The sequence below is a fragment of the Streptomyces sp. PsTaAH-137 genome (assembly GCF_003259365.1).
Classification (GTDB): Bacteria; Actinomycetota; Actinomycetes; order Streptomycetales; family Streptomycetaceae; genus Streptomyces.
On record NZ_QLLY01000026.1, the window covers coordinates 43,088 to 63,907 of the forward strand.

At 76.0% G+C, this 20,820-nt stretch carries 15 protein-coding genes; 7 read left to right on the forward strand and 8 right to left on the reverse strand.

Annotation, left to right across the window (positions count from 1 at the left end):
• Positions 1 to 271: 271 nt before the first annotated feature.
• Genes K377_RS37310 through K377_RS37320 form a run of 3 tightly spaced genes read right to left on the reverse strand, consistent with a single transcriptional unit; the run spans position 272 to position 7,204 of the window.
• Positions 272 to 1,252 (reverse strand): ABC transporter ATP-binding protein, encoded by a 981-nt coding sequence (locus K377_RS37310; protein WP_111668092.1) that lies wholly within the window; start codon positions 1,250 to 1,252, stop codon positions 272 to 274.
• A gap of 22 nt (positions 1,253 to 1,274) precedes the next feature.
• Positions 1,275 to 4,055 (reverse strand): FtsX-like permease family protein, encoded by a 2,781-nt coding sequence (locus tag K377_RS37315; RefSeq protein ID WP_111668093.1) that lies wholly within the window; start codon positions 4,053 to 4,055, stop codon positions 1,275 to 1,277.
• Positions 4,052 to 7,204 (reverse strand): FtsX-like permease family protein, encoded by a 3,153-nt coding sequence (locus K377_RS37320; protein WP_111668094.1) that lies wholly within the window; start codon positions 7,202 to 7,204, stop codon positions 4,052 to 4,054. The genes K377_RS37315 and K377_RS37320 overlap by 4 nt, the downstream gene beginning before the upstream one ends.
• A 222-nt stretch (positions 7,205 to 7,426) precedes the next feature.
• On the opposite strand from K377_RS37320, the gene K377_RS37325 reads away from it, so the two are divergent.
• Positions 7,427 to 8,164: an ABC transporter ATP-binding protein gene (locus tag K377_RS37325; protein WP_111668095.1), complete on the forward strand. Its 738-nt coding sequence runs from the start codon at positions 7,427 to 7,429 to the stop codon at positions 8,162 to 8,164.
• Between the two features lie 180 nt (positions 8,165 to 8,344).
• Here the strand turns inward: K377_RS37325 and galE are convergent, their stop codons facing one another.
• Genes galE through K377_RS37345 form a run of 4 tightly spaced genes read right to left on the reverse strand, consistent with a single transcriptional unit; the run spans position 8,345 to position 12,733 of the window.
• Positions 8,345 to 9,322, reverse strand: coding sequence for a UDP-glucose 4-epimerase GalE (gene galE, locus K377_RS37330; protein ID WP_111668096.1), 978 nt, complete (start codon positions 9,320 to 9,322; stop codon positions 8,345 to 8,347).
• A gap of 46 nt (positions 9,323 to 9,368) precedes the next feature.
• Positions 9,369 to 10,964, reverse strand: coding sequence for a glycosyltransferase family 2 protein (locus K377_RS37335; RefSeq protein ID WP_375605997.1), 1,596 nt, complete (start codon positions 10,962 to 10,964; stop codon positions 9,369 to 9,371).
• A 47-nt stretch (positions 10,965 to 11,011) separates the two neighbouring features.
• Positions 11,012 to 12,226 carry a glycosyltransferase 87 family protein gene (locus K377_RS37340; RefSeq protein WP_375605998.1) on the reverse strand — a complete coding sequence of 405 codons (1,215 nt, stop codon included), beginning with the start codon at positions 12,224 to 12,226 and terminating at the stop codon, positions 11,012 to 11,014.
• 33 nt (positions 12,227 to 12,259) lie between these two features.
• Positions 12,260 to 12,733, reverse strand: a complete 474-nt coding sequence (locus tag K377_RS37345; RefSeq protein ID WP_111668097.1) for a MarR family winged helix-turn-helix transcriptional regulator — start codon at positions 12,731 to 12,733, stop codon at positions 12,260 to 12,262.
• Positions 12,734 to 12,857: 124 nt separating this feature from the next.
• On the opposite strand from K377_RS37345, the gene K377_RS37350 reads away from it, so the two are divergent.
• The 6 genes from K377_RS37350 to K377_RS37375 all read left to right on the forward strand — a co-directional run bounded on the left by K377_RS37350 (position 12,858) and on the right by K377_RS37375 (position 20,154).
• Positions 12,858 to 13,271 carry an organic hydroperoxide resistance protein gene (locus K377_RS37350; RefSeq protein WP_111668098.1) on the forward strand — a complete coding sequence of 138 codons (414 nt, stop codon included), beginning with the start codon at positions 12,858 to 12,860 and terminating at the stop codon, positions 13,269 to 13,271.
• A gap of 94 nt (positions 13,272 to 13,365) precedes the next feature.
• Entirely contained in the window at positions 13,366 to 14,946 is a 1,581-nt protein-coding gene (locus tag K377_RS37355) for a glycosyltransferase family 39 protein (protein ID WP_111668099.1), read from the forward strand.
• Between the two features lie 84 nt (positions 14,947 to 15,030).
• Positions 15,031 to 16,128: a DegT/DnrJ/EryC1/StrS aminotransferase family protein gene (locus K377_RS37360; protein WP_111668100.1), complete on the forward strand. Its 1,098-nt coding sequence runs from the start codon at positions 15,031 to 15,033 to the stop codon at positions 16,126 to 16,128.
• Positions 16,128 to 17,159 carry a Gfo/Idh/MocA family protein gene (locus K377_RS37365; RefSeq protein ID WP_111668101.1) on the forward strand — a complete coding sequence of 344 codons (1,032 nt, stop codon included), beginning with the start codon at positions 16,128 to 16,130 and terminating at the stop codon, positions 17,157 to 17,159. The genes K377_RS37360 and K377_RS37365 overlap by 1 nt, the downstream gene beginning before the upstream one ends.
• Positions 17,160 to 17,284: 125 nt before the next feature.
• Complete coding sequence (locus K377_RS37370) at positions 17,285 to 18,856, forward strand: glycosyltransferase family 4 protein (RefSeq protein ID WP_309252264.1); 1,572 nt, start codon at positions 17,285 to 17,287, stop codon at positions 18,854 to 18,856.
• A gap of 2 nt (positions 18,857 to 18,858) precedes the next feature.
• Positions 18,859 to 20,154, forward strand: a complete 1,296-nt coding sequence (locus K377_RS37375) for a nucleotide sugar dehydrogenase (RefSeq protein WP_111668102.1) — start codon at positions 18,859 to 18,861, stop codon at positions 20,152 to 20,154.
• Between the two features lie 2 nt (positions 20,155 to 20,156).
• On the opposite strand, the gene K377_RS37380 is transcribed toward K377_RS37375, so the two are convergent.
• On the reverse strand, positions 20,157 to 20,795 hold the full coding sequence (locus tag K377_RS37380; protein ID WP_111668103.1) for a LysE family translocator: 639 nt from the start codon (positions 20,793 to 20,795) through the stop codon (positions 20,157 to 20,159).
• Between the last annotated feature and the right edge of the window lie 25 nt (positions 20,796 to 20,820).

A 20,820-nucleotide genomic window follows, 5' to 3' on the forward strand; every position in this document is an offset into this window, starting at 1 on the left:
GTTCCCCGCGCCCCTGAGGCGTGCGCTGCGCGCAGCCTCCCCTGAGGCTGCGCTTCGCGCGCCTCCCGATGGGGCGGCGGGGGTGCGCCTCCCCTGATGGGGCGGCGGTGGTGCGTCTCTCTTGATGAGATGGCGCACGAAGTGCGCATCTCAGGGGCGCGGGGAACTGCGCGGGAAGCGGTCACCGGCCGGTAGTCGATGTACGGCCCAGGGGCGCGGGGAACTGCGCGATCAGACCCCGCCGGAGCCGCGGACGGGCGACGGGGCGGTGTCAGTCGGTGTCCGGGGCGTCGGGCCAGACGCCTATGTGGTCCTGTTCCAGCTGGAGCAGGACGCGGTGTTCCATCGACAGGGAGTCGACGTACTCCGACGGCAACTGGAGGCGGCCCGCGCGATCGAGCATCGCGTACTCGCGGGCCTCCACCGAAGTGCGCCCGCCCTCGTCGACGGTGGTGCGGCGCAGCGTCTCCGTGGAGGTGCGGCCGTCGCGGATGGCGACCGTGCGGCGGACCTCGTTCGCCACGGCCTGGTCGTGCGTCACCACCAGCACGGTGGTGCCGAGTTCGTCGTTGGCCCGGCGGAAGGCGGCGAAGACGTCGGCGGCCGTCGCCGAGTCGAGTTCGCCGGTCGGCTCGTCGGCCAGGAGCAGCGACGGGTCGTTGGCGAGCGCGACCGCGATGGCGACCCGCTGCTGCTCGCCGCCGGAGAGCGCGGCGGGCCGCCGGTCGGCGCGATCGGCGACGCCGAGCAGCCCGAGCAGATCGTGGGCGCGCCGCGCGGCGGCCGCGCGGGCCTTCCGGCCGCCGCGGTGCGCGAGCCGGATGGGCAGGGCGACGTTCTGCGCCGCGTCCAGGTACGGCACGAGGTTGCGCGAGGTGCGCTGCCACACGAAGCCGACGGTCGCCCGCCGGTAGGCGAGGCGGTCGCGGGACCCCATGGTCAGCAGGTCGCGTCCCGCGACCCGGGCCGCTCCGGCGGTCGGCACGTCGAGTCCCGCGAGGATGTTCATCAGCGTCGACTTGCCGCTGCCGGAGGCACCCACGAGCGCGGTCAGCTCCCCTTCCCGGACCAGGAGGTCCAGGCCCTGCAGCGCCTGGACCTCGACGCCGTCGGCGGTGAAGACCCGTACGAGACGGTCGCAGACGACGAGCGCGTCCTGGCCGTGGGCGGGGCGGGCACGCCCGGCCCGCGCCTCCAGCTCGGCAAGGCTGTCGCGGCTGCGGGAGCCGCCGGAGGGCGGTGGCAGGGTCATGAGGACTCCCCTCTCACGGGTCTCACGGGCGTTCGGACGGGGTCTGGCCGGCGGAGCGCGGGCGCCGGTCGCCCGCCCGGCGGGTGTGCAGGACCGTCACGACGGCGGCGAGCACCAGGACCGCCGCGGCGGGCAGTGCCAGCGCGGCCGGGGCGGCCGACAGATGGGGGCTGAACTCCTCGGGCACGGCCGCGCCGTCCTGTCCGGTGCGGGCGGGGCCGAGGGCGAGCAGCCGCAGGTCGATCGCCGGGCCCGCGAGGGCGATCGCGGCCCAGCCGGTGACGATGCCGCCGACGGCCGCGGTCGCCGCGAGCGGTACCGCCTCCAGGAGCGCGAGGTACCGGCCCTGCCGCACCCCGAGCCCCAGCGTGCGCAGGCGGCCGAGGAACGCGGTGCGGGCGGCGGCGTCGTGCAGCAGCGACAGGGCGAGGGCGAGCGCGGCGAACGCACCGGCGGCGGCGACCGCGGCCGCGTAGACCAGGACGCTGCCCTTCTGCAATGACGAGGAGGCGTACTGGGCCCGTACGTCGGAGCGGAGCACGGCGCGTACCGGCGTGGACGACCCGGCGCGGGCCGCCCGTTCGAGGGCCTGTGCGTCGGCCGGGGCGCCGGTGACCAGCAGGCTCGTCACGCCGGCCCGCGCGGGCAGGCGGCGCTGGTCCAGGACGAGGAACGCGCCGGCGGGGACGGCCGGGGTGGTGGTCCGGACGGCGGCGACGCGCACGGTGACGGTCCGGCCGAACACCTCGATCTCCTGCGGTCCCGTGCCCAGCCGCCGGGCGAGCTGGGGCGAGGCGACGGCGCCCACGGCGCCCGAGCGGGTGCCGAGCTCGTCCGGCGCGAAGCCGCCGAGGCCGGTGGAGCGGGCCAGGCGCGCGTACGCGTCGGCGGGGACGGCGACGGCGGTGAACGTGGCGTCCCCCGCCCGTGCGTCGCGGTCGGCGGCGACCGCCGTGACGGCGTCGACACCGGGCAGGGCGGCGACGGTCCGCTCGGCCCCGGGGGCCAGCCGCGCCCCGCTGCCCAGCGCGTCGGCGCGGGCGTCGGCGCCGGTGGCGAGCACGGCCGCCCGGTCCCGGGCGTCCGTGGTGCCGGCCAGCACGGACCCGCCGAACGCCGCTGTCGTCAGGGCGATCACGAGGGCGCAGAGCGGGAAGACGGTGGCGGCGGGCGCCCGTCCGGCCCTGGCCAGCGCGAGAAAGACCACGGAACCGCGCAGCCGGGCCGCGGCCCGGGCGGCCCGGCGCAGCAGCGGCGGGGTCAGCCGCAGCAGCAGAAGCGCTCCGAGCAGCGCGGTCAGCACGGGCGCGACGGCGATCGCGGCCGTGGAGTCCGCGCCGGTGGTGCGCAGCGCCACGAGCGAACCGGCCGTGAGCAGGACGGCCGTCGCCTCGACGACCAGCCGGCGGCGGCCCGGGCGGACGGCGGCGAGGTCCTCCCGCTCGTCGTGCACCCGCGGCACTCGGTGACCGGCGAGGACGAGCAGGGGCGGCACCGCGCAGACGAGCCCGGCGACGGCCGCCACGGCGAGCACGGCCGGGGCGTCGCGGCCCTCGGGCAGCGCGAGCCGGGCGAGCAGGAGTCCGAGGGCGGCCGCGGGCAGCGCGCACACCGCCGTCTCCGCGGCGGTCCGGGCGGCCAGCGCGGGCAGGCCGGCGCCCCGGGCCCGCAGCAGGGCCAGTTCGCCGCCGCGGCGGCGGGTGAGGACGGCGGCCGCGGCGGTCAGGACGAGCGCGGCGACGGCGGCGGCTCCGGTGAGGCCCGCCGTGACGAGGGGGCGCAGCGTGTCGCGCAGCTGGGTGTGGCCCGTGACGACGGCGCCGAGTCCGGTGGTGACGGCGGCGGTGGGTCCCGCGACCGTACGCAGGCGCAGCGCGGCAGGACCGTTCTGCAGCGACGCCGTGGCGCGGACGAGCCCGTCGGCGTCGGCGCCGGTGAGCCCGTCGGTGTCGGGGGCGAAGCGCCAGACCAGCTCCGGCTGGGTCTGGGTGCCGAGCAGGACGGGCGCGGCCTTCGCGGGCAGCAGCAGCGCGGCGGACCAGTACAGCGACGGGGGTTTGCCGCTGGTGGCGGCGAGGCCGGGCGTACGCAACTGGGAGTCGGCCGACCAGTACGGGCTGCCGGGTTCGAGCGTCCGCAGGATGCCGCTGACGGTGAACTCGGGACCGGGGGCCCCGTTCACGTGGGCGGTGTGCACCGTGCTGCCGACGCGCAGGTGCAGGGCGCGGGCGGTGGCCTCCGTGACGGCGGCCTCGGCGGCGCGGGTGTTCTCGGTGGCGTCGCGGGGCGCGCGCGGCAGCCTGCCGTCCACCACCCGGGAGTGCTCGGCGAGGCCGTCCAGCGCGTGGATGCTGAACCGGGGCGGCACGGCCTCCGGGCGGGGCAGGCCGGGATCGGTGCCGACGAGCTGGTCGGTGGTGCGGACCTCGGCGACGGCGCCGCTCACGTCGGCGGCCAGCGGCGCGGGGAACAGCCGGGCGGCCCGCTCCGTCACCCGGGCGAGCGCGTCCGGGGAGACGGCCGCCGCACGGTCGTGGGGCGAGAGCGCCAGCGACGGCTGGGGCGCGGTCAGTTCGACCGTGGTGCGCGAGGGCCCGGCGGTGTCGAGGGCCGAGCGCAGGGCCCGGGAGCCGACCGTGTCGTCGGCGCGCGGCAGCGCCGCGGCGAGAAAGGCGATCACGCCGACGAGCACGGCGAGCGCGAGGGCGGCCCGGGGCGCGGCCCGCAACCGGGTCCGCAGCAAGGGCGCGGGGACCCGGTGTCCGCGGCCCCCGCCGGATTCCGCTGCGCGGTGATCGGTCATGCGGGCTCCGTTCCGGCGCCCGCCGGGGTGCGGGCCGCGTGGCGGGCGAGCAGGGCGGTGACCACGACGGGAACCGTGGCCACGGCGGCGAGCAGCAGGAGGACGTGGGTGACGGGCAGGTCCGTGACCGCCGTCGGCACGGGCCGGGCCCCGGTGGCGGTGCGGACGGTGTACGGGACCACGGCGTGCACCAGCAGCACGCCGATGACGGTGCCGGTGACCAGGCCGGTCAGCAGGTGCGCGGTGTTCTCGGCGGCGACGAGCAGCAGGGGCAGCCGGCGCGGAGCGCCGAGGGCGTTCAGCACGGCGAACTCTGGGCGGCGGACGCGGACCGTGCCCGCGCCGGCCGCCGCGAGGCCGAGCGCCGCGAGGACGACGGCGGCGGCGGCCGTGGCCCAGAGCGCGCCCCGCACGCCGCCGCTGAGCGGATCGCCGAGCAGACGCGCGGCGACCTCGTCGCGGACGGTGACCGTGGCCCCCGGAACGGCGGCGCGCAGGTGCGCGGCGGCCTGGACCGTACGTCCCGCCTCGGGCGCGGCCCACCACTCGGTCGGGGCGAGCGGGTCGCGGTCGTGGGCGGCGAGCCAGACCTCCGCGGCGGCGAGGTCGACGACGAGCGCGCCGTCGGTGCCGGTGGTCGGGAAGGTGGGCGCGGTCGCGGCGATCCGGACCCGCAGGGTCTCGCCGGAGACCGTCACGTCGACGGTGTCGCCCGCGTGGGCGCCGGTGGCCCGCAGGTAGGCGTCGGTGGCGAGGGCGGGCAGGGCGGCGGAGGCACGCGGCACGGCGCCGGGACGCAGCCGCACGGTGGATGTCGCGTCGCCGATGTCGTCCGAGCCGGTCGGGTAGGAGAGCGCGACGCCGTCGCCGGCCGCCCGCGGGCGCAGGGTGCGGGCCGGGTCGTCGAGCGTGCCGCGGGTCACGGTGGACTCGGCGCTCCAGGTCAGACCGGCCGGGAGGGCCAGGGCGCGCGAGCCGGCACCGTCGCCCTCGGTGCTGAGCGCGTCGATGCGCAGGTCGGCCGTGCCGGCGCGGGCCGGCACGGAACCCTCGACGCCGATCTCGACGACGGTGAGCGGGCCCGCCGGGGCGAAGCGGGCGGCGTCCGCGGTGGTGTCGAGAGCGGCGCGGAGCCGGTGGGTGCGGCCGTCGGCGGGCAGTTCGCCCGCGGGGAGCCGGTAGGCGGTGCCGTGCCGGTCGGTGACGAGTACGGTCACCCGCGCGGCCGGGACTCCGCGGTCCCGCGGCCCGGTCCGGGCCCGGATCAGGAGGGCCTGGGCGTCCTTCGGGAGCGTCACGCGGGGGCCTTCGGCGGACGGGCGTGCGGCGGCGAGCGGGGCGAGCGCGCCGTCGGCGAGGGCGGGCCCCGACAGGACGGTGGAGCGCAGGGCGCCGGTGTCGGCGGCCAGGACGGTGGCCCGCGCGCCGCCGGAGAGATCGGTGTCGGCGCGGTGCACGGGCGCCACGGCGCGCAGGTCCCGTACGCCGTCGACCCGGCCGCTCTGGCCGGGACCGCTCGGGCGCGGGTCGTCGAGGCGCAGCGGCGCGCCCGCCGTCTGGTCGGCCTGGTCGTACTGCGAGGTGCGCCACGAGGCGTTCTGCCCGGTGGCGAGCAGCCCGGTGGCCACCGCGAGCGCGAGCAGCAGGACGGGCGCGGTGGCGGCGGCCGGGCGCCGGGCGAACTGCCGTCCGGCGAGGGCGGCCCCGGCACCGCGGCGCCGGGCCGCGAGGAGTTCGGCCGCGCGGGCCGCCCAGGGGAGGAGCCGCAGCAGGAGAACGGTGCCGGCGAGCAGGGTGAGTGCCGGGGCGAAGGCGGCGACCGGGGTGAGCCGGTCGCCGGAGCGCAGCGGGAGCCAGGCCGCGGCGGCGAGGACGGCGAGGGCGACGTCCGCGCCCGCCCGGACGGGCCCCGGCAGGGCGCGGACACGGCCGCTCGCGCTCTCGTCCCGGGCCGGGGTGGCGGTCCCGAGGACGACGGCGGCCCCGGCGAGGGCGGTCAGGAGGGCGAGGAGGACCACCGGAGCGGTGAGCGGGGCGTGCGCGGCGTCGGCGGCGAACAGGCCGGCCAGCGGGCGCGCGGCGAGGACCGCGACGGCCGCCGCGGGCAGCGCCAGGCACAGCGCCTCGACTCCGGCGACGGCGGAGAGCCTGCGGGTGGAGGCGCCGCGGGCGCGCAGCAGGGCCGTCTCCGCGGTGCGGCGCTCGCGCAGCAGCCGGGCGACGAGCAGCAGGACGCCCAGGGCGAGGACGACGAGGTGCACGGCGGCGGTCAGCAGTGAGGTCGCGGCGACCGAACGGGCCGTCGCCGCCTGGTCGAGGAGGGCGGGCAGCCCCGTCGTCACCTCGGCGGCGCCGCCCAGCGCGGGCGCCTTGCGCAGCGCCGCGCGGGCCGACACCACCCGGTCGCGCAGGTCGTCCGCGTCGGCGACGGTCAGCCCGCGGGTGTCGGCGGTGACGCTCCACGCGGTGCTGTCGGTGGTGACCCGGCCGGTGGTGAAGGCGGCGGCGGGGGCCAGCAGCGGCCCGTACGTGGTGAACGAGACGGTGGCCGCGCCGCGCCCGCCGAGCGGGTCGAGCCGCCAGTACGGGTCGGCCGTGTCCCGTGCCTCGTACACCCCGGTGACGGTCACCCGCAGCGTGCGGGAGTCCAGGCGGCCGGTGAGGGCCAGGGTGTCGCCGGCCCGGACCTTGAGGCGGTCGGCGGCGATCCGGGGCACGGCCACGGGGACCGAGCCGGACGGGACGGACGACGGGAGACGGCCGGAGACGAGGCGCACCCGGCCGGTGTCGAGCGTGGCGAGCCGGGCGAGGTCCGGGTGGTCGCGGTCGCCGCCGGGCAGCCCGTACGTGACGGAGCGTTCGCTCTCGCGGACGGTGACCGGCAGCCCGGCGAACGCGGAGCGGGCCTGCCGGGCGACGGTGGCGCGGGCCGCGCTCCGCCCGCCGTCGGGGACGTCGGCGGTGACCGTCAGCGCGGTGTCGTCGCGGTGGTCGGAGGCGCTGAGAGTACGGCGCAGCGCGACGTCCCCCGCGGCGGTCGAGAAGGCGGCGAGCGCGGTGAGCACGGTGGCCGCGAGCGTCACCGCGAGCACGGCGGCCAGTACCGGCAGCCGATGCGCGAGTACGCGCCGCACTCCCCAGGCCAGCACGTGGACCGCCCCCGTCCGTTCGGCGCACCGCCGACCACCGTTCCCCGGACGGCAGTTCGATACGGAGCGCGAGGATCATAACCCCGGCCGTTCGCCCGGCCGGACGGTCGGTGGGCGGGCATTGTCCGGGGCGGCGTGTCCGCATAGGGTGACCGCCCGTCCGGTGGCGGGCGCACGGGCGCCGTTCCGGGCGGAACGCGATGGCGGCGACGGGGTGGGGCGATGACGGAGCAGGGGACGGATCACGGGACGGTGCGGACGGCTTCCGGGCCCGACGCGCCGGAGCAGATGGTGCGCGTGGAGGATGTGCACCGCAGCTACGGGCGCGGGCAGTCCGAGGTGCACGCCCTGCGCGGGGTGTCGCTGACGGCCCGGCGCGGGCGGCTGACCGCGGTGCGCGGGCGCTCGGGCGCGGGCAAGACGACCCTGCTGAACATCGTCGGCGGTCTCGACCGGCCGGACCGCGGCCGGGTGCTCCTGGACGGGGCCGATCTGTCCGGTCTCCCGGAGGCGCGGCTGCGCGAACTGCGCCGGGACCGGATCGGGTTCGTCTTCCAGGGCTTCGGGCTGCTCCCCGTGCTCACGGCGGCCGAGAACGTCGGGGTTCCGCTGCGGCTGCGCAATCTGCCGCGCGAGGAGCGCGACGAGCGGGTCCGCGTCCTGCTCGGCCTCGTCGGGCTGGCCGACCATGCCAAGCAGCGGCCCGACGAGCTGTCCGGCGGGCAGCAGCAGCGGGTGGCGGTGGCGCGGGCGCTGGCCAACCGGCCGGCGCTCCTGATCGCCGACGAGCCGACCGGTCAGCTCGACGCGCACACCGGGGTGGCCGTCATGGAGTTGCTGCGGGCCGTGGTGGACAGCGAGGGCGTGACGGCCCTCGTCGCGACCCACGACACCCGCCTGCTCGACCTGGCCGACGACGTCTGGGACCTGACCGACGGCACGGCCCACCTCCATTCCTGACCCGCGCCCCTGGGTCGTTCGTCGTGTGCGGCCCGGTGGCCGCTTCTCGCGCAGTTCCCCGCGCCCCTGAGATGCGCACTTCGTGCGCCATCTCATAGGGGAGGCTGCGCGCAGCGCATGCCTCAGGGGCGTGGGGAACTGCGCGACCAGCCACGACGAGAGCCGCGGCTGACGGACTGTTCAGCGGCGCAGTCGGCCCGCCCACGCCGAGGTCACCATCTCCGGGACGTCGCGCTTGGCCGACCAGCCCAGTTCGACGGCGATCCGGTCCGCGGAAGCGACGACGCGGGCCGGGTCGCCGGGGCGGCGGTGCTGGATCTCGGGGGCGGTGCCGAGGCCCGTCTCCCTGCTGATGGTGTCGATCATCTCGCGGACCGAGACCCCCACGCCCCGCCCGACGTTGAGCGTGAGATCGGTGCCCGGCGCCGCCCCGGCGAGCCGCTGGGCGGTGACGACATGGGCCTCGGCCAGGTCGGCGACGTGGATGTAGTCCCGGACGCAGGTGCCGTCCGGCGTCGGGTAGTCGGCGCCGAAGATGCGCGGAGCGTCCCCGGCGGTGAGCCGCTCGAAGACCATCGGGACGAGGTTGAAGACCCCGGTGTCGGCCAGTTCGGGCGAGGCGGCGCCCGCCACGTTGAAGTAGCGCAGGGACGCGGTGGCGAGACCGGTGGCCCGGCCGGTCGCGCGGAGCAGCCACTCACCGGCCAGCTTCGTCTCGCCGTACGGGGACATCGGCGCGCAGGGCGTGTCCTCGGTGACGAGCCCGTCGGTCAGCACGGCCTCGTCCGGCATCCCGTACACGGCGGCGGAGGACGAGAACACGAAGGCGCGGACCCCGGCCTCCGTCACCGCGTCGAGGAGGACGCGCAGCCCCTCGACGTTCTCCCGGTAGTAGTGCAGCGGCCGCTCCACCGACTCGCCGACCTGCTTCTTCGCCGCGAGATGGACGACACCGGTGACGGAACGCCCGGCGAGGGTGCGGTCCAGGAGCGCCCGGTCGAGGGTCGAGCCGACCACCAGTTCCACGTCGGACGGCACCCGGTCGGCGACACCGGTGGACAAGTCGTCGTAGACGAGCGTCTCCTCGCCCGCCGCCCGCAGCGCGCGCACCACGTGCGCGCCGATGTAGCCGGCCCCGCCGGTGATCAGCCAGGTCATGTCGGAGAGATCCCCTCGTGCAGAGAACGGGCACCACGCCCTGCCGTCAGTGAAGCAAACGCCGGGCCCTGCGCCGGACCACCGACACGACCCCGCGCAGTCCCGGCGCCGTGCGCAGGGCGAGGGCGCCGGAGTGGGTCGCGTACGGCTGGGCGAGCAGCACGCCGTGGCGGCGGCTCGGGACGGCGGTGCGGCGCAGCAGCCCCGGGCCGTGGACGGCGTGGGCGGTGGTGTCGCGGTGGCTGCCGTCGGCGAAGTGCAGCCGGAGCCGGATGTCCCAGGTGCCGGGGCCGCCGAGCGCCGACAGGTCGAGCAGGACCGTGGCGTCCCACTGCTCGTCGGGCAGGGCGGTGACGGCGGCGGTGCGGCGCTGGACGACGCCGCCGCCCTGCCGGTCGACGAGTTCGACGTCCATCGTGCGCGGTCCGGCGTCGGCGACCCGCCCGTACAGCTCGTGCATGCGCAGGGAGAGCCGGGTGCCGCGCGGCCCGGGCCGCAGCTCGCCCTCGACGGCGACCGGGAGCAGGTGGACCGGCCGGTGCAGCAGATGGCCGAGCGAGACCTGCGGCAGCTCGGCGGACCAGGCGGGGGTGCCGTCGGGCGCGTACGCGTACGGCGGCAGGAGCCGGGCCGGGCGGGCGGCGAGTTCCTTGACGCGGGGCAGGTCGCGCGGTTCCTCGGTGGCCTGCACGATCCGGCCGACGACCCGGCCCGGCGCGGGCGCGAGCTCGAAGTCGGCGGTCTCGAAGGTCTTCAGGTACGTACGGGTCCTGGTCCACCACTCGGTGCGGTACTCCGGCCCGCGCAGATCGAGTTCACGCGCGTACATGCGCAGCGAGTGGTCGAGGAAGTGGGCCCGTGCCGCACGCGCGAGCCGCTTCTGCTCTGCGCCGAGGAGGATGTCGACGGCCGTGCGGTGGGCGTCGAGGCGGGCCTGCCAGTTGTCGATGCGGGAGCGGTCGAGGGAGAGGGAGAGCCGGTCGGCGGTGCGGCGCACGTGCCAGACGTAGACCGGGTCGGGGACCAGCGCCATGCGCGGCCCGGCGGCCAGCACCCGCGCCGTGAACACGAAGTCCTCGTAGACGAACCGCCCGTCGGGGAAGCGGATGCCGTGGCCGCGCAGAAAGTCCGTCCGGTACAGCTTGTTGACGCACAGCGTGTCGTGGACCAGGCGTCTGCGGCGCGCGGGGTGCGCGACGACGGCGGCCCGCGCGTACAGCTCCGGCTGCCAGGGCGTCTCGCGTCCCGACGGCAGTTCGCGCCGCACGCACAGTCCCGCCGCGACCTGTACGCCGTGCCGCTCCGCCGCGCCGAGCAGCGCGTCCACCGCGCCCGGCGGCAGTTCGTCGTCGCTGTCGAGGAACATCACGTACGGACGGGTGACGCGGGCCAGGCCGTCGTTGCGCGGGGTGCCGCAGCCGCCGCTGTTGTGCTCGCGGTGCACGACCGTCAGCCGCGGTTCCCGCGCGGCCAGTTCGTCGAGGACGGTGCCGCTGCCGTCCGTCGAGCAGTCGTCCACCGCGATGACCTCGGCCACGGCCGGGCCCTGGTCGAGGGCCGAGCGCACCGCGTCGGCGACATGGTCGGCATCGTCGAAACCGATCACGACGACCGAGACGGCGGGAGGTGGCGAGATTTTCACAGCTGAATCTTAGGTCTTGTAGGTAAATGTCCGGTAAGTCGAAAGTTTTACTCCTCCGTTCCTTTTCGGAGGGAACGGAACGAGACGAAAACCGCTCCGGCGAGCAGGGCGTTGCGGGCCGCCGTGACCGCGCAGCCCGTCCAGGTCCCGGCGAGCACGTCCGCGTAGAGCACCGGGTACGTGAGCGAACTGAGGGCCGCCGCCGCGAGGATCAGCGGGGCCACCCGGGCCTGTGTGGTGTACCGCGAGGTGAGGCAGACGGCGGTGAGCCCGAGCAGCCAGACCAGGTACTGCGGGCTGATGACGCGGCTGGTGACGGTGAACATCAGCACCGCGCACAGGGCCGCGTCGTACGGCGTCGCCTCCGACCACGCGCGGGCCCGCGTCCGCCACCACAGCAGCACCGCGAACGCCACGACGGTGAGCGCCAGCGCGCCCGCCGCGACCAGTTCGACGTGCGGCCCGACGACCTCGAACGCCCCGTACCGGTACCGGACCTGCCCCGGCCAGCCGAAGTGACGGGCGGTCATCAGCGCGGTCCCGCCCAGCGACTCGATCTGCACCCCGCGCCCGCTCTGCCCGCTCAGGAACGACAGCGGCGCGTCGAAGGCCAGCGTCAGGACGGCGAGGAGCGCGGCCCCGGACGCGACGGCCGCCGTCCACGCCTCCTTCGTCGAGCGGCCGCGCGGCATGCCCAGCAGGGTCAGCGCCGGCCAGACCTTCACCAGGGCGCCGAGCGCCGCGAGGGCGCCGGCGGCGCGGGGTGAGCGGGCCGTCGCCAGCAGGGCGAGCACGGCGAGCGCGGTGACCAGGACGTCGAAGCGGGCCAGCGGGATGTGCAGGAGCAGCGGCAATCCCGCCACCCACAGCCAGGCGCCGCGCGGCTCCCGGCCGCCGCGCGCCAGGACGAACGCGATGAGCGCGTCCGCCGCGAGGGTGAGCGCCACGAACGCCTGGAGGTAGGTGAGCGAGGGGAGCAGCCCGGGGGCGAGCAGCACCGGGCCCGCGCCGGGCGGGTACTGCCAGAGCGGGTCGCCGGACGGGAACGCGCCCCGGGCGAGGATCCCGTACCAGTGGGTGTAGAGCCCGGAGACCTCCCTGGTCACGCCGCCGGTGCCGAGCCCGTCCCACAGTAGGAGCGCGACCATTGCGGCGCGGGTGGCCAGCCAGGCGGCGGGGAGGGCGGCGCGGGCCAGCGGGCCCGGACGGACCCAGGTGGCGAAGACGGGGGCCGGGATGCTCGGTCTGGTGTCGAGTGTCACGGTTCGGGAGCGTATGTCCCGGCCGTGCCCTCCCTAACTGTCCGCGCCGAGCGTCTCGATCTCGGCCCGGTCCAGCGCCTCGGTCAGGCGGTTGAGCCGCGCCCTCAGATCGTCCAGCTCGGCCAGGTCGAACCCCGTGGCCGCGCCGATCGCGCGCGGCACCTCGGCCGCCCGCTCCCTCAGGGCGACGCCCGCCGCGGTGAGCGTCACGACCACCGACCGCTCGTCCCGCGCGCTGCGCTCCCGGCGCACCAGGCCGCTCGTCTCCAGGCGCTTGAGCAGCGGCGACAGCGTCCCCGAGTCGAGCCGCAGCCGCTCGCCGAGCCGCTTCACGGGCAGTCCCGCACCGTCGGCCTCCCAGAGCGCGAGCATCACCAGGTACTGGGGATAGGTGAGGCCCAGGTCCTTGAGGAGGACGCGGTAGACGCCGCCGAACGCGCGGGTCGCGGCGTTCAGCGAGAAGCAGATCTGCCGGTCGAGGCGGAGGTACTCGTCGCGCTGGGTCATGGCTCCAGGGTAATCCTTGAGCGATTCAGTTGTGCGCAATTGAATTGCGTGCTCTACTTAAGGACGTAAGAGGGCGGGAGCACGAAACCGCCGGACGCATCAGCTCTCGAAGGGCAGGCTTCTCATGGACGCCATCTACACCGCTGTCGCCACCGCCACCCACGGCCGCGAAGGCCGCGCCGTCTCCTCGGACGGCGTCATCGACCTCCAGCTCGGCATGCCCACCGCGATGGGCGGCAACGGCCAGGGGTCGAACCCGGAGCAGCTCTTCGCCGCCGGTTACGCCGCCTGTTTCGGCAGCGCGCTCGGCCTCGTCGGCCGCAGCGCGAAGGTGGACGTCACCGACGCCGCCGTCACCGCCGAGGTCTCCATCGGCAAGCAGGGCGAGGGCTTCGGCCTCGCGGTCGTGCTCCGCGTGGAGCTGCCGGACACCGTGGACGCCGAGACGGGCCGCAAGCTCGTCGAGCAGGCCCACCAGGTCTGCCCGTACTCGAACGCGACCCGCGGCAACATCGACGTGCAGCTCGTCGTCGAGTAGGCGGCCCCGCCGTCTCGCGTGGAAACGGGTGACGTTGTGCGGCACATGCCCCACTGTCCCCCGGAATAGTCGGCCTGTCGTACAGGCTCGGCACATGTCGCTGATCACGCACCCCGGGCCGGCGCGCGCCCGGGCCCTGGCCGTCGCCGTCCCCGGTGCCGTGGCCCTCGTCCTCGGACTGTGGGGGCTCGACCGGGGGACGATGTGGCGGGACGAGGCGGCCACCGTCATGGCCGCGTCCCGGTCCCTGCCGCAGCTGTGGCAACTGCTGGGCACGATCGACGCCGTGCACGGCCTGTACTACCTGCTCATGCACTTCCTGCTGCCGCTGCACCCGGGCGAGGTGCTGCTCCGGCTGCCCTCGGTGGCCGGCGCCGCGGCGGCGTCCTGTCTGGTCGCCGCCATCGGCACCCGCCTGGTCCGCCCCAGGACCGGGCTGTGGGCCGGGCTGCTGTACGCCGTCGCGCCGTTCACCCAGTACTACGCGCAGGAGGGCCGCTCCTACGCGCTCGTCGCGGCCGGCGCCGCCGCCGCGACGCTGCTCTGCGTGCGGGCGGTGCGCGAACCGTCGGGCCGGGCCTGGGCCGCGTACGCCGTGGCCCTCGCCCTGACCGCCTGGCTGCACGAGTTCGCGGTCCTGCTGATCCCCGCGCACGCCGTGACCCTCGCCGTGACCCGAGTGGACCGGCGCGTGTGGCGCGGCTGGGGCGCCGCCGCGGCCGCCGCCGCCGTCTCGCTGCTGCCGCTCGCCCTGGTGACCCGGGGCCAGAGCGCCCAGGTCGGCTGGATCCGGCGGCCCGGCCGCGACGACGCCGAGGCGCTGCTGCGGATGGCGGCCGGCGGGCACGGGCTGCTGTACGCGGCGACCCTCGCCCTGATCGCGGTCGCCGTCTCCCGCCCGCCGGCCCGGGTCGCGCAGGGGGCGTGCGGCATCGTCGCGACCGCGTTGCCGCTGGCGCTGCTGCCGCCGCTGGCCCTGCTGGCGCTCTCCCAGTGGCATCCGCTGTACGCGCCGCGCTACGCGTTCTTCGCCTTCGCCGGGGTGCCGCTGCTGGTGGCGGCCGGCGCCGAGGCGCTGGTGTCCCGGGTGCCGCGCCTGGCCCCCGCCGCGACCGCGCCCGCGCTCGCCGGGCTCGGCCTGATCGCGGTCGCCTTCCTCGCCCAGCTCCCGCTCCAGGAGCACCAGCGCTCGGCCCACGCCCGCCGCGACGACCTCGGCGCGGTGGCCCGGATGCTCTCGCGCCAACTACAGGCGGGTGATCCGCTGTTGTACGTCCCGAAGACCGGCCGCAAGTACGCCGAGGCCTACCCGGCCTCCGTCGCCGGCACCCGCGACGTGTCCCTGCTCGCCTCCGGCGCCCGCTCCGGCACCCTCTACGGCCGCGACGTCCCCGCCGTCGAACTCCGCGCCCGGATGGCCTGCCTGCCCCGGCTCTGGGTCTACTTCGACGCGGAGGCCGCCCGCCCCGGCTGGCGCTCGCGCACCGCCACCGACGCCGCCAAACTCGACGTGCTGCGCGAGGACTTCAGGCCCGTGCGCCAGGACCGCCGGCAGAGCGGCATGGTGCGCCTGTACGAGCGGGTGGGCGGCGCGGCGCCGGGGTGCTCGGCCGCTCCGGACGCCCCCGCGTCCGCCGGGAAGTCGCCTTATCCGACACTTCAGCCGATGGGGTGATTGCGTAAAGGGCCGGAAAACTCCGGTCGTCCTGGAGGAGTTGACCTCGCGCCAAGTTGTCATCTCCGGACGGAGTGATCAGTCATGTCGTCGAGTGGGGTTCCCGCACCGATCCCGCCCGCGCGCCCCGTCATCGGGGATGCCGAGATCGAGGCGGCCGTACGCGTCATGCGCAGCGGCCGTGTCGTCCAGGGGCCCGAAGTGGCCGCCTTCGAGGAGGAGTTCGCCGAACTGGTCGAGGGGCGGGCCTGCGTCGCGGTCAACTCCGGCACCTCCGCCCTCCAGCTGACCCTGCTCGCGCTCGGCGTCGGCGGCGGCGACGAGGTGATCGTCCCCTCCTTCTCCTTCGCCGCGACCGCCAACGCCGTCCGCCTGGTCGGCGCCGAACCTGTCTTCGCCGACATCGACCCGCGCACGTACTGCGCCGACCCGGACGCGGTCGCCGCGCTCGTCGGCCCGCGCACGGCGGCGATCATGCCGGTCCACCTCTACGGGCACCCCGCCGCGACGGACCGCCTGACCCCGATCGCCGAGCGGCACGGCCTCGCCCTCGTCGAGGACGCCTGCCAGGCGCACGGCGCGACCCTGCACGCCCGCCCGGCCGGCGCGCACGGCGTCGCGGGCTGCTTCAGCTTCTACCCGACCAAGAACATGCACGCCCTCGAAGGCGGCATGATCACCACCGCCGATCCCGAACTCGCCCGCACCCTGCGGCTGTTGCGCAACCAGGGCATGGAGCAGCAGTACGTGAACGAGATCGTCGGCGCCAACATGCGGATGACCGACGTGAACGCCGCCGTCGGGCGCGTCCAGCTCGGCCGGCTCACCGAGTGGACCGAACGGCGCCGCGCCAACGCCAAGCGGCTCGACGCGCTGATCACCTCCGACGCGGTGACCACGCCGTACGTCGCCGACGGGGCCCGGCACGTCTACCACCAGTACACGCTGCGGGTCCCCGAGCGGGACCGGTTCAGGGCGGAGCTGGCCGCGCGGGGCGTGGGCAGCGCCGCCTACTACCCGACGCCCATCCACCGCCTCGCCCCCTTCAGCACCGGCGACCGGCTGCCCGAGACGGACCGGGCCGCCGCCGAGGTGCTGTCGCTGCCGGTCCACCCCGGGGTCACCGACCGCGAGATCGAGCACATCGCGGACGCCGTCGACTCCGTTGCCGGGAGCCTGTGATGGGCGGCACCCGGCTGCGCGCCGGGCTCATCGGCCTCGGCGCCATGGGCCGCAACCACGCCCGTGTCCTCGGCCTCCTCGGCGGCGTCGACCTCGTCGGCGTGACGGACCCGGCGGGCGGCACCCTCGCCGACGGCACCCCCGTCGTGCCGACCCTGGACGAACTCCTCGCGCTGCGCCCGGACTACGCCGTCGTCGCCTGCCCGACCGCCCTGCACGAAGAGGTCGGAATGACCCTCGCCGCGCACGGCGTCTGCGCCCTGATCGAGAAGCCCCTCGCGCACTCGGTGGTCGCGGCCCGCCGTCTCGTCGACGCGTTCGAGGCGCGGGGCCTGGTCGCGGCCGTCGGGCACATCGAGCGCTTCAACCCGGCGTTGCAGAGCCTGCGTTCGCGTCTGGAGGCGGGCGAACTCGGCGAGGTCTTCCAGGTCGTCACCCGCCGCCAGGGCCCCTTCCCGCACCGCATCGCCGACGTCGGCGTGGTGAAGGACCTGGCCACGCACGACATCGACCTCACCGGCTGGGTGACGGGACAGGAGTACGCGTCGGTGTCGGCCCGCACCCTCAGCAAGAGCGGCCGCCCGCACGAGGACATGGTCACCGTCACCGGCGACCTCACCGACGGCACCCTCGTCAGCCACCTCGTCAACTGGCTCAGCCCGCTCAAGGAGCGCTTCACGGCGGTGACGGGGGAGCGCGGCTGCTTCGTCGCGGACACCCTCACGGCGGACCTGACCTACTACGCCAACGGCGCCGTCACCACCGAGTGGGAGGCGCTGCGGGCGTTCCGCGGGGTCAGCGAGGGCGACATGATCCGCTACGCGACCCCCAAGCGGGAGCCGCTGCTGGTCGAGCACGAACGGTTCCGCGACGCCGTCGCCGGCACCGGCGAACCGAACGGGATCGTCACCCTGCGCGAGGGGCTGCGGACCGTGGAGGTCGCGGCGGCGGTACTGGAGTCCGCCCAGGACCGCGGCTCGGTACGGCTGCCCGCGTCCCGCCGGGAGACGCTCCCGGCGGCGGCCACGTGAGTCCGGACCACGGCCGGCCGGCCCGGTCCCGGCCGCCCGCGCACCCGCCGGACACCGGCGCCCGAGGCGCCACCGACCCCGGCACGCGAGCGCCGGGTGACAGCGACGGACAGAGGATCCCCAGCGTGCAGTCACACCCCGCCCCCGACGAGACGGCGCCCTCCGAGGGCGGCGAGGGCCGCCGGGTCGTCATGCTCGTCGACAACGGCGTCCACGGCGACTCCCGGGTGCAGAAGGCGGCCCGCTCCATGGCGGACGCGGGCTGGGAGGTGACGCTCCTCGGCCAGTCCCCGGACAGCCGGTCCCGGGAGTGGAGGCTCGGCGCCGCCGCCGTCCGGCTGCTGCCGATGAGCAAGCAGCTCAACGCCCGCCGCAACCAGTTCCGCCGCCCGTGGCTGCGCCGCCCGCTCGCCTACCGGCCCGGCGGCATCGCCGACTACCGGGTCGCCCAGGCGAAGGCGTGGCGCGCCGACCTGCTGGCCCGGCGGATCGCGGAGGGCCGCGGACTGAGGCTGCGCCGGGTCGCCGCGCAGGTGATGGTCCGCTGGACCCGGCTGCGCCGCGACCAGCTGGAGCGGGCCCGGGCCGCGCGCAAGGGACTCGACGGCCCGGTCGACCGGCTCTGGGCCTGGGGAGTGCGCCGCTGCATGGGCGACCGCGCCTGGCGCCGCCTCGAACCGTACCTCTGGGACTACGAGTTGACGTTCGGCCCCGCCGTCGACGCCCTGCGCCCGGACCTGATCCACGCCAACGACTTCCGGATGATCGGCGTCGGCGCCCGCGCCGTGGCCCGCGCCGAGGGCCGGGGCCGGAGCGTCAAGCTGGTCTGGGACGCCCACGAGTACCTGCCCGGCATCAAGCCCCGCGCCTCGCACACCCGTTGGCTGCCCGCGCACGTCGGCCACGAGCGCGAGTACGCCCGGTACGCCGACGCGGTCGTCACCGTCTCCGACAGCCTCGCCGAGCTGCTGCGGCGCGAGCACAAGCTGCCGGAGACCCCGGCGGTCGTCCTGAACGCGCCCGGCGGCGAGGCGCCGGAGGACCACGACGGCGAGCCGGTCCCCGACCTGCGCGCCCTGTGCGGCGTCGGCGCGGACACCCCGCTGCTCGTCTACAGCGGCGCGCCCGCCGAACAGCGCGGCCTGCGCACCGTGATCGAGGCGCTGCCCGAACTCCCGGACGCGCACGCCGCGTTCGTCGTGCTCGCGCCCCGAGGTGCGTACATGAAGGGGCTCCTCGCCCGCGCCGCCGAACTCGGCGTCGCCGACCGCGTCCACGCCCTGCCGTACGTCCCGCACTGGCAGGTCGTCGACTTCCTCTCCGGCGCCGACGTCGGACTCATCCCGATCCACCACTGGCCCAACCACGAACTGGCGCTCATCACCAAGTTCATGGAGTACGCGCACGCCAGGCTGCCCCTCGTCGTCAGCGATGTGCGGACCATGGCCGATACGGTCCGCGAGACCGGGCAGGGCGAGGTGTTCCGCGCCGAGGACACCGGCGACTTCGTGCGCGCGGTCCGCGCCACGCTCGCCGACCCGGGCCGCTACCGCGCCGCGTACGACACCCCCGGCCTGCTGGACACCTGGACCTGGCAGGCGCAGGCCCAGGTGCTCGACACCGTCTACCGGCGCCTGCTGTGCGCCGGGGTGCCGGAACGGACCGCCGCGCCCACCTCCCCGATCGGAGTCAACTAGTCATGCGTATCTGTGTAGTGGCCCTCGGCAAGATCGGCCTCCCGCTCGCCGTCCAGTTCGCGTCCAAGGGCCACGAGGTCCTCGGCACGGACGTCGACGAACGGGTCGTGACCCTCGTGAACGACGGCGTGGAGCCCTTCCCCGGCGAGCACGAACTCGACGTCCGCCTGAAGAAGGCGGTGGCCGACGGCCGGCTGAGCGCCACCACGGACACGGCGTCGGCCGTCGCCGTCTCCGAGGCCGTCGTCCTGGTCGTCCCGCTGTTCGTCGACGCCGACGGCACCCCCGACTTCGGCTGGATGGACGCCGCCACCCGCGACGTCGCCCGGGGTCTGCGCCCCGGCACCCTCGTCAGCTACGAGACCACGCTCCCGGTCGGCACGACCCGCACCCGCTGGGCGACGATGATCGAGGAGATCTCCGGGCTGCGCGCGGGCCGCGACTTCAGCCTGGTCTTCAGCCCCGAACGGGTGCTGACCGGGCGGGTGTTCAGCGATCTGCGGCGCTACCCGAAGCTGGTCGGCGGCGTCGACACGGCCTCCGCCCGCGCGGGCGTCGAGTTCTACGAGTCCGTCCTCGACTTCGACGTACGCGACGACCTGCCCCGCCCGAACGGCGTCTGGGACCTGGGCTCGGCCGAGGCCGCCGAGCTGGCCAAGCTGGCCGAGACGACGTACCGGGACGTGAACATCGGCCTGGCGAACCAGTTCGCGCGGTTCGCCGACAGCGCCGGGATCGACGTCCTGAAGGTCATCGAGGCCTGCAACTCCCAGCCCTACAGCCACATCCACCAGCCCGGCATCGCGGTCGGCGGACACTGCATCCCCGTCTATCCGCGGATGTACCTGTGGAACGACCCCGGGGCGAGCGTCGTCGCCGCCGCGCGCGAGGCCAACGCCGCGATGCCCGGGTACGCCGTCACCCGGCTCGCCGAGGTGTACGGCGATCTGGCGGGCGCCGAGGTCCTGGTGCTCGGCGCCGCCTACCGGGGCGGCGTCAAGGAGACCGCGTTCTCCGGGGTGTTCGGCGTGGTCGGCGCGCTCCGCTCGGCCGGGGCCGTGCCCTGCGTCAGCGACCCGCTCTACTCCGACGAGGAGCTGGCCGCCCTCGGCCTCACCCCGTACGCGGGCCAGGACGTGACGGCCGCCGTGGTCCAGGCCGACCACGCCGAGTACCGGGAGACGGGCGTCGCCGACTTCCCGGGCGTACGGGTCCTGGTCGACGGCCGCCGGATCACCGACCCGGCCCGCTGGCCCGGGGTCGCGCGCATCGTGCTCGGCGCGCCCGTGCCCGCGTAGCGTCAGTCACCCAGGGCGAGCCGCACGCCGAACGCGGCGATCACCGTCCCGGTCACCCGGTCCAGGACGCGCCGGGCCCGGGGCAGCGCCAGCCAGCCGCGCAGCACCCGGGCGCAGGCGATGAGCACCGTCGCCCAGAGCAGGCCGAGGGCGACGTGCACACCGGCCAGCGCGAGCCCCATGGCGAAGTGGTTCGAGCCCGCGGGGATGAACTGCGGCAGCATGGCGACGTAGAAGGCGCCCATCTTCGGGTTGAGGACGTTGGTGAGCGTGCCCTGGCGCCAGCCGGAGCGCAGGGAGTCGGCGCCCGCGGCGGCGCCGAATTCCTCGGCCGCGGGCGCCCGGCGTCCCCGGAGCGTGGCGTAGAGCATCCGCGCCCCCATCCAGACCAGGTACGCGGCGCCGGCCCAGCGCAGGATCTCGTAGGCGACGTGGGAGGCGGTCAGCAGGGCCGTCACGCCGAGGGCGCTCAGCGCGCCCCACAGCAGGGTGCCGGTCTGGATGCCGAGGACGACGCCCCAGGCGCGCCTGCGGTGGCCCAGGGCCGAGGTGCGCAGGATCAGCGCGGTGTCGAGTCCGGGGGTGAGGGTGAGGAGCCCCACGACCAGGGCGAACGACCAGAGTGCGGTGGTGATTGCCATGGACGTTCAGCGTACGTGACCGGGC

What these genes read in the sequence shown, in the direction of transcription:
- K377_RS37310 (WP_111668092.1), bottom strand. Translation starts at nt 1,252, where the DNA reads ATGACCCTGCCACCGCCCTCCGGCGGCTCCCGCAGCCGCGACAGCCTT.
- K377_RS37315 (WP_111668093.1), bottom strand. Translation starts at nt 4,055, where the DNA reads ATGACCGATCACCGCGCAGCGGAATCCGGCGGGGGCCGCGGACACCGG.
- K377_RS37325 (WP_111668095.1), top strand. Translation starts at nt 7,427, where the DNA reads ATGACGGAGCAGGGGACGGATCACGGGACGGTGCGGACGGCTTCCGGG.
- galE (WP_111668096.1), bottom strand. Translation starts at nt 9,322, where the DNA reads ATGACCTGGCTGATCACCGGCGGGGCCGGCTACATCGGCGCGCACGTG.
- K377_RS37345 (WP_111668097.1), bottom strand. Translation starts at nt 12,733, where the DNA reads ATGACCCAGCGCGACGAGTACCTCCGCCTCGACCGGCAGATCTGCTTC.
- K377_RS37350 (WP_111668098.1), top strand. Translation starts at nt 12,858, where the DNA reads ATGGACGCCATCTACACCGCTGTCGCCACCGCCACCCACGGCCGCGAA.
- K377_RS37355 (WP_111668099.1), top strand. Translation starts at nt 13,366, where the DNA reads ATGTCGCTGATCACGCACCCCGGGCCGGCGCGCGCCCGGGCCCTGGCC.
- K377_RS37360 (WP_111668100.1), top strand. Translation starts at nt 15,031, where the DNA reads ATGTCGTCGAGTGGGGTTCCCGCACCGATCCCGCCCGCGCGCCCCGTC.
- K377_RS37365 (WP_111668101.1), top strand. Translation starts at nt 16,128, where the DNA reads ATGGGCGGCACCCGGCTGCGCGCCGGGCTCATCGGCCTCGGCGCCATG.
- K377_RS37375 (WP_111668102.1), top strand. Translation starts at nt 18,859, where the DNA reads ATGCGTATCTGTGTAGTGGCCCTCGGCAAGATCGGCCTCCCGCTCGCC.
- K377_RS37380 (WP_111668103.1), bottom strand. Translation starts at nt 20,795, where the DNA reads ATGGCAATCACCACCGCACTCTGGTCGTTCGCCCTGGTCGTGGGGCTC.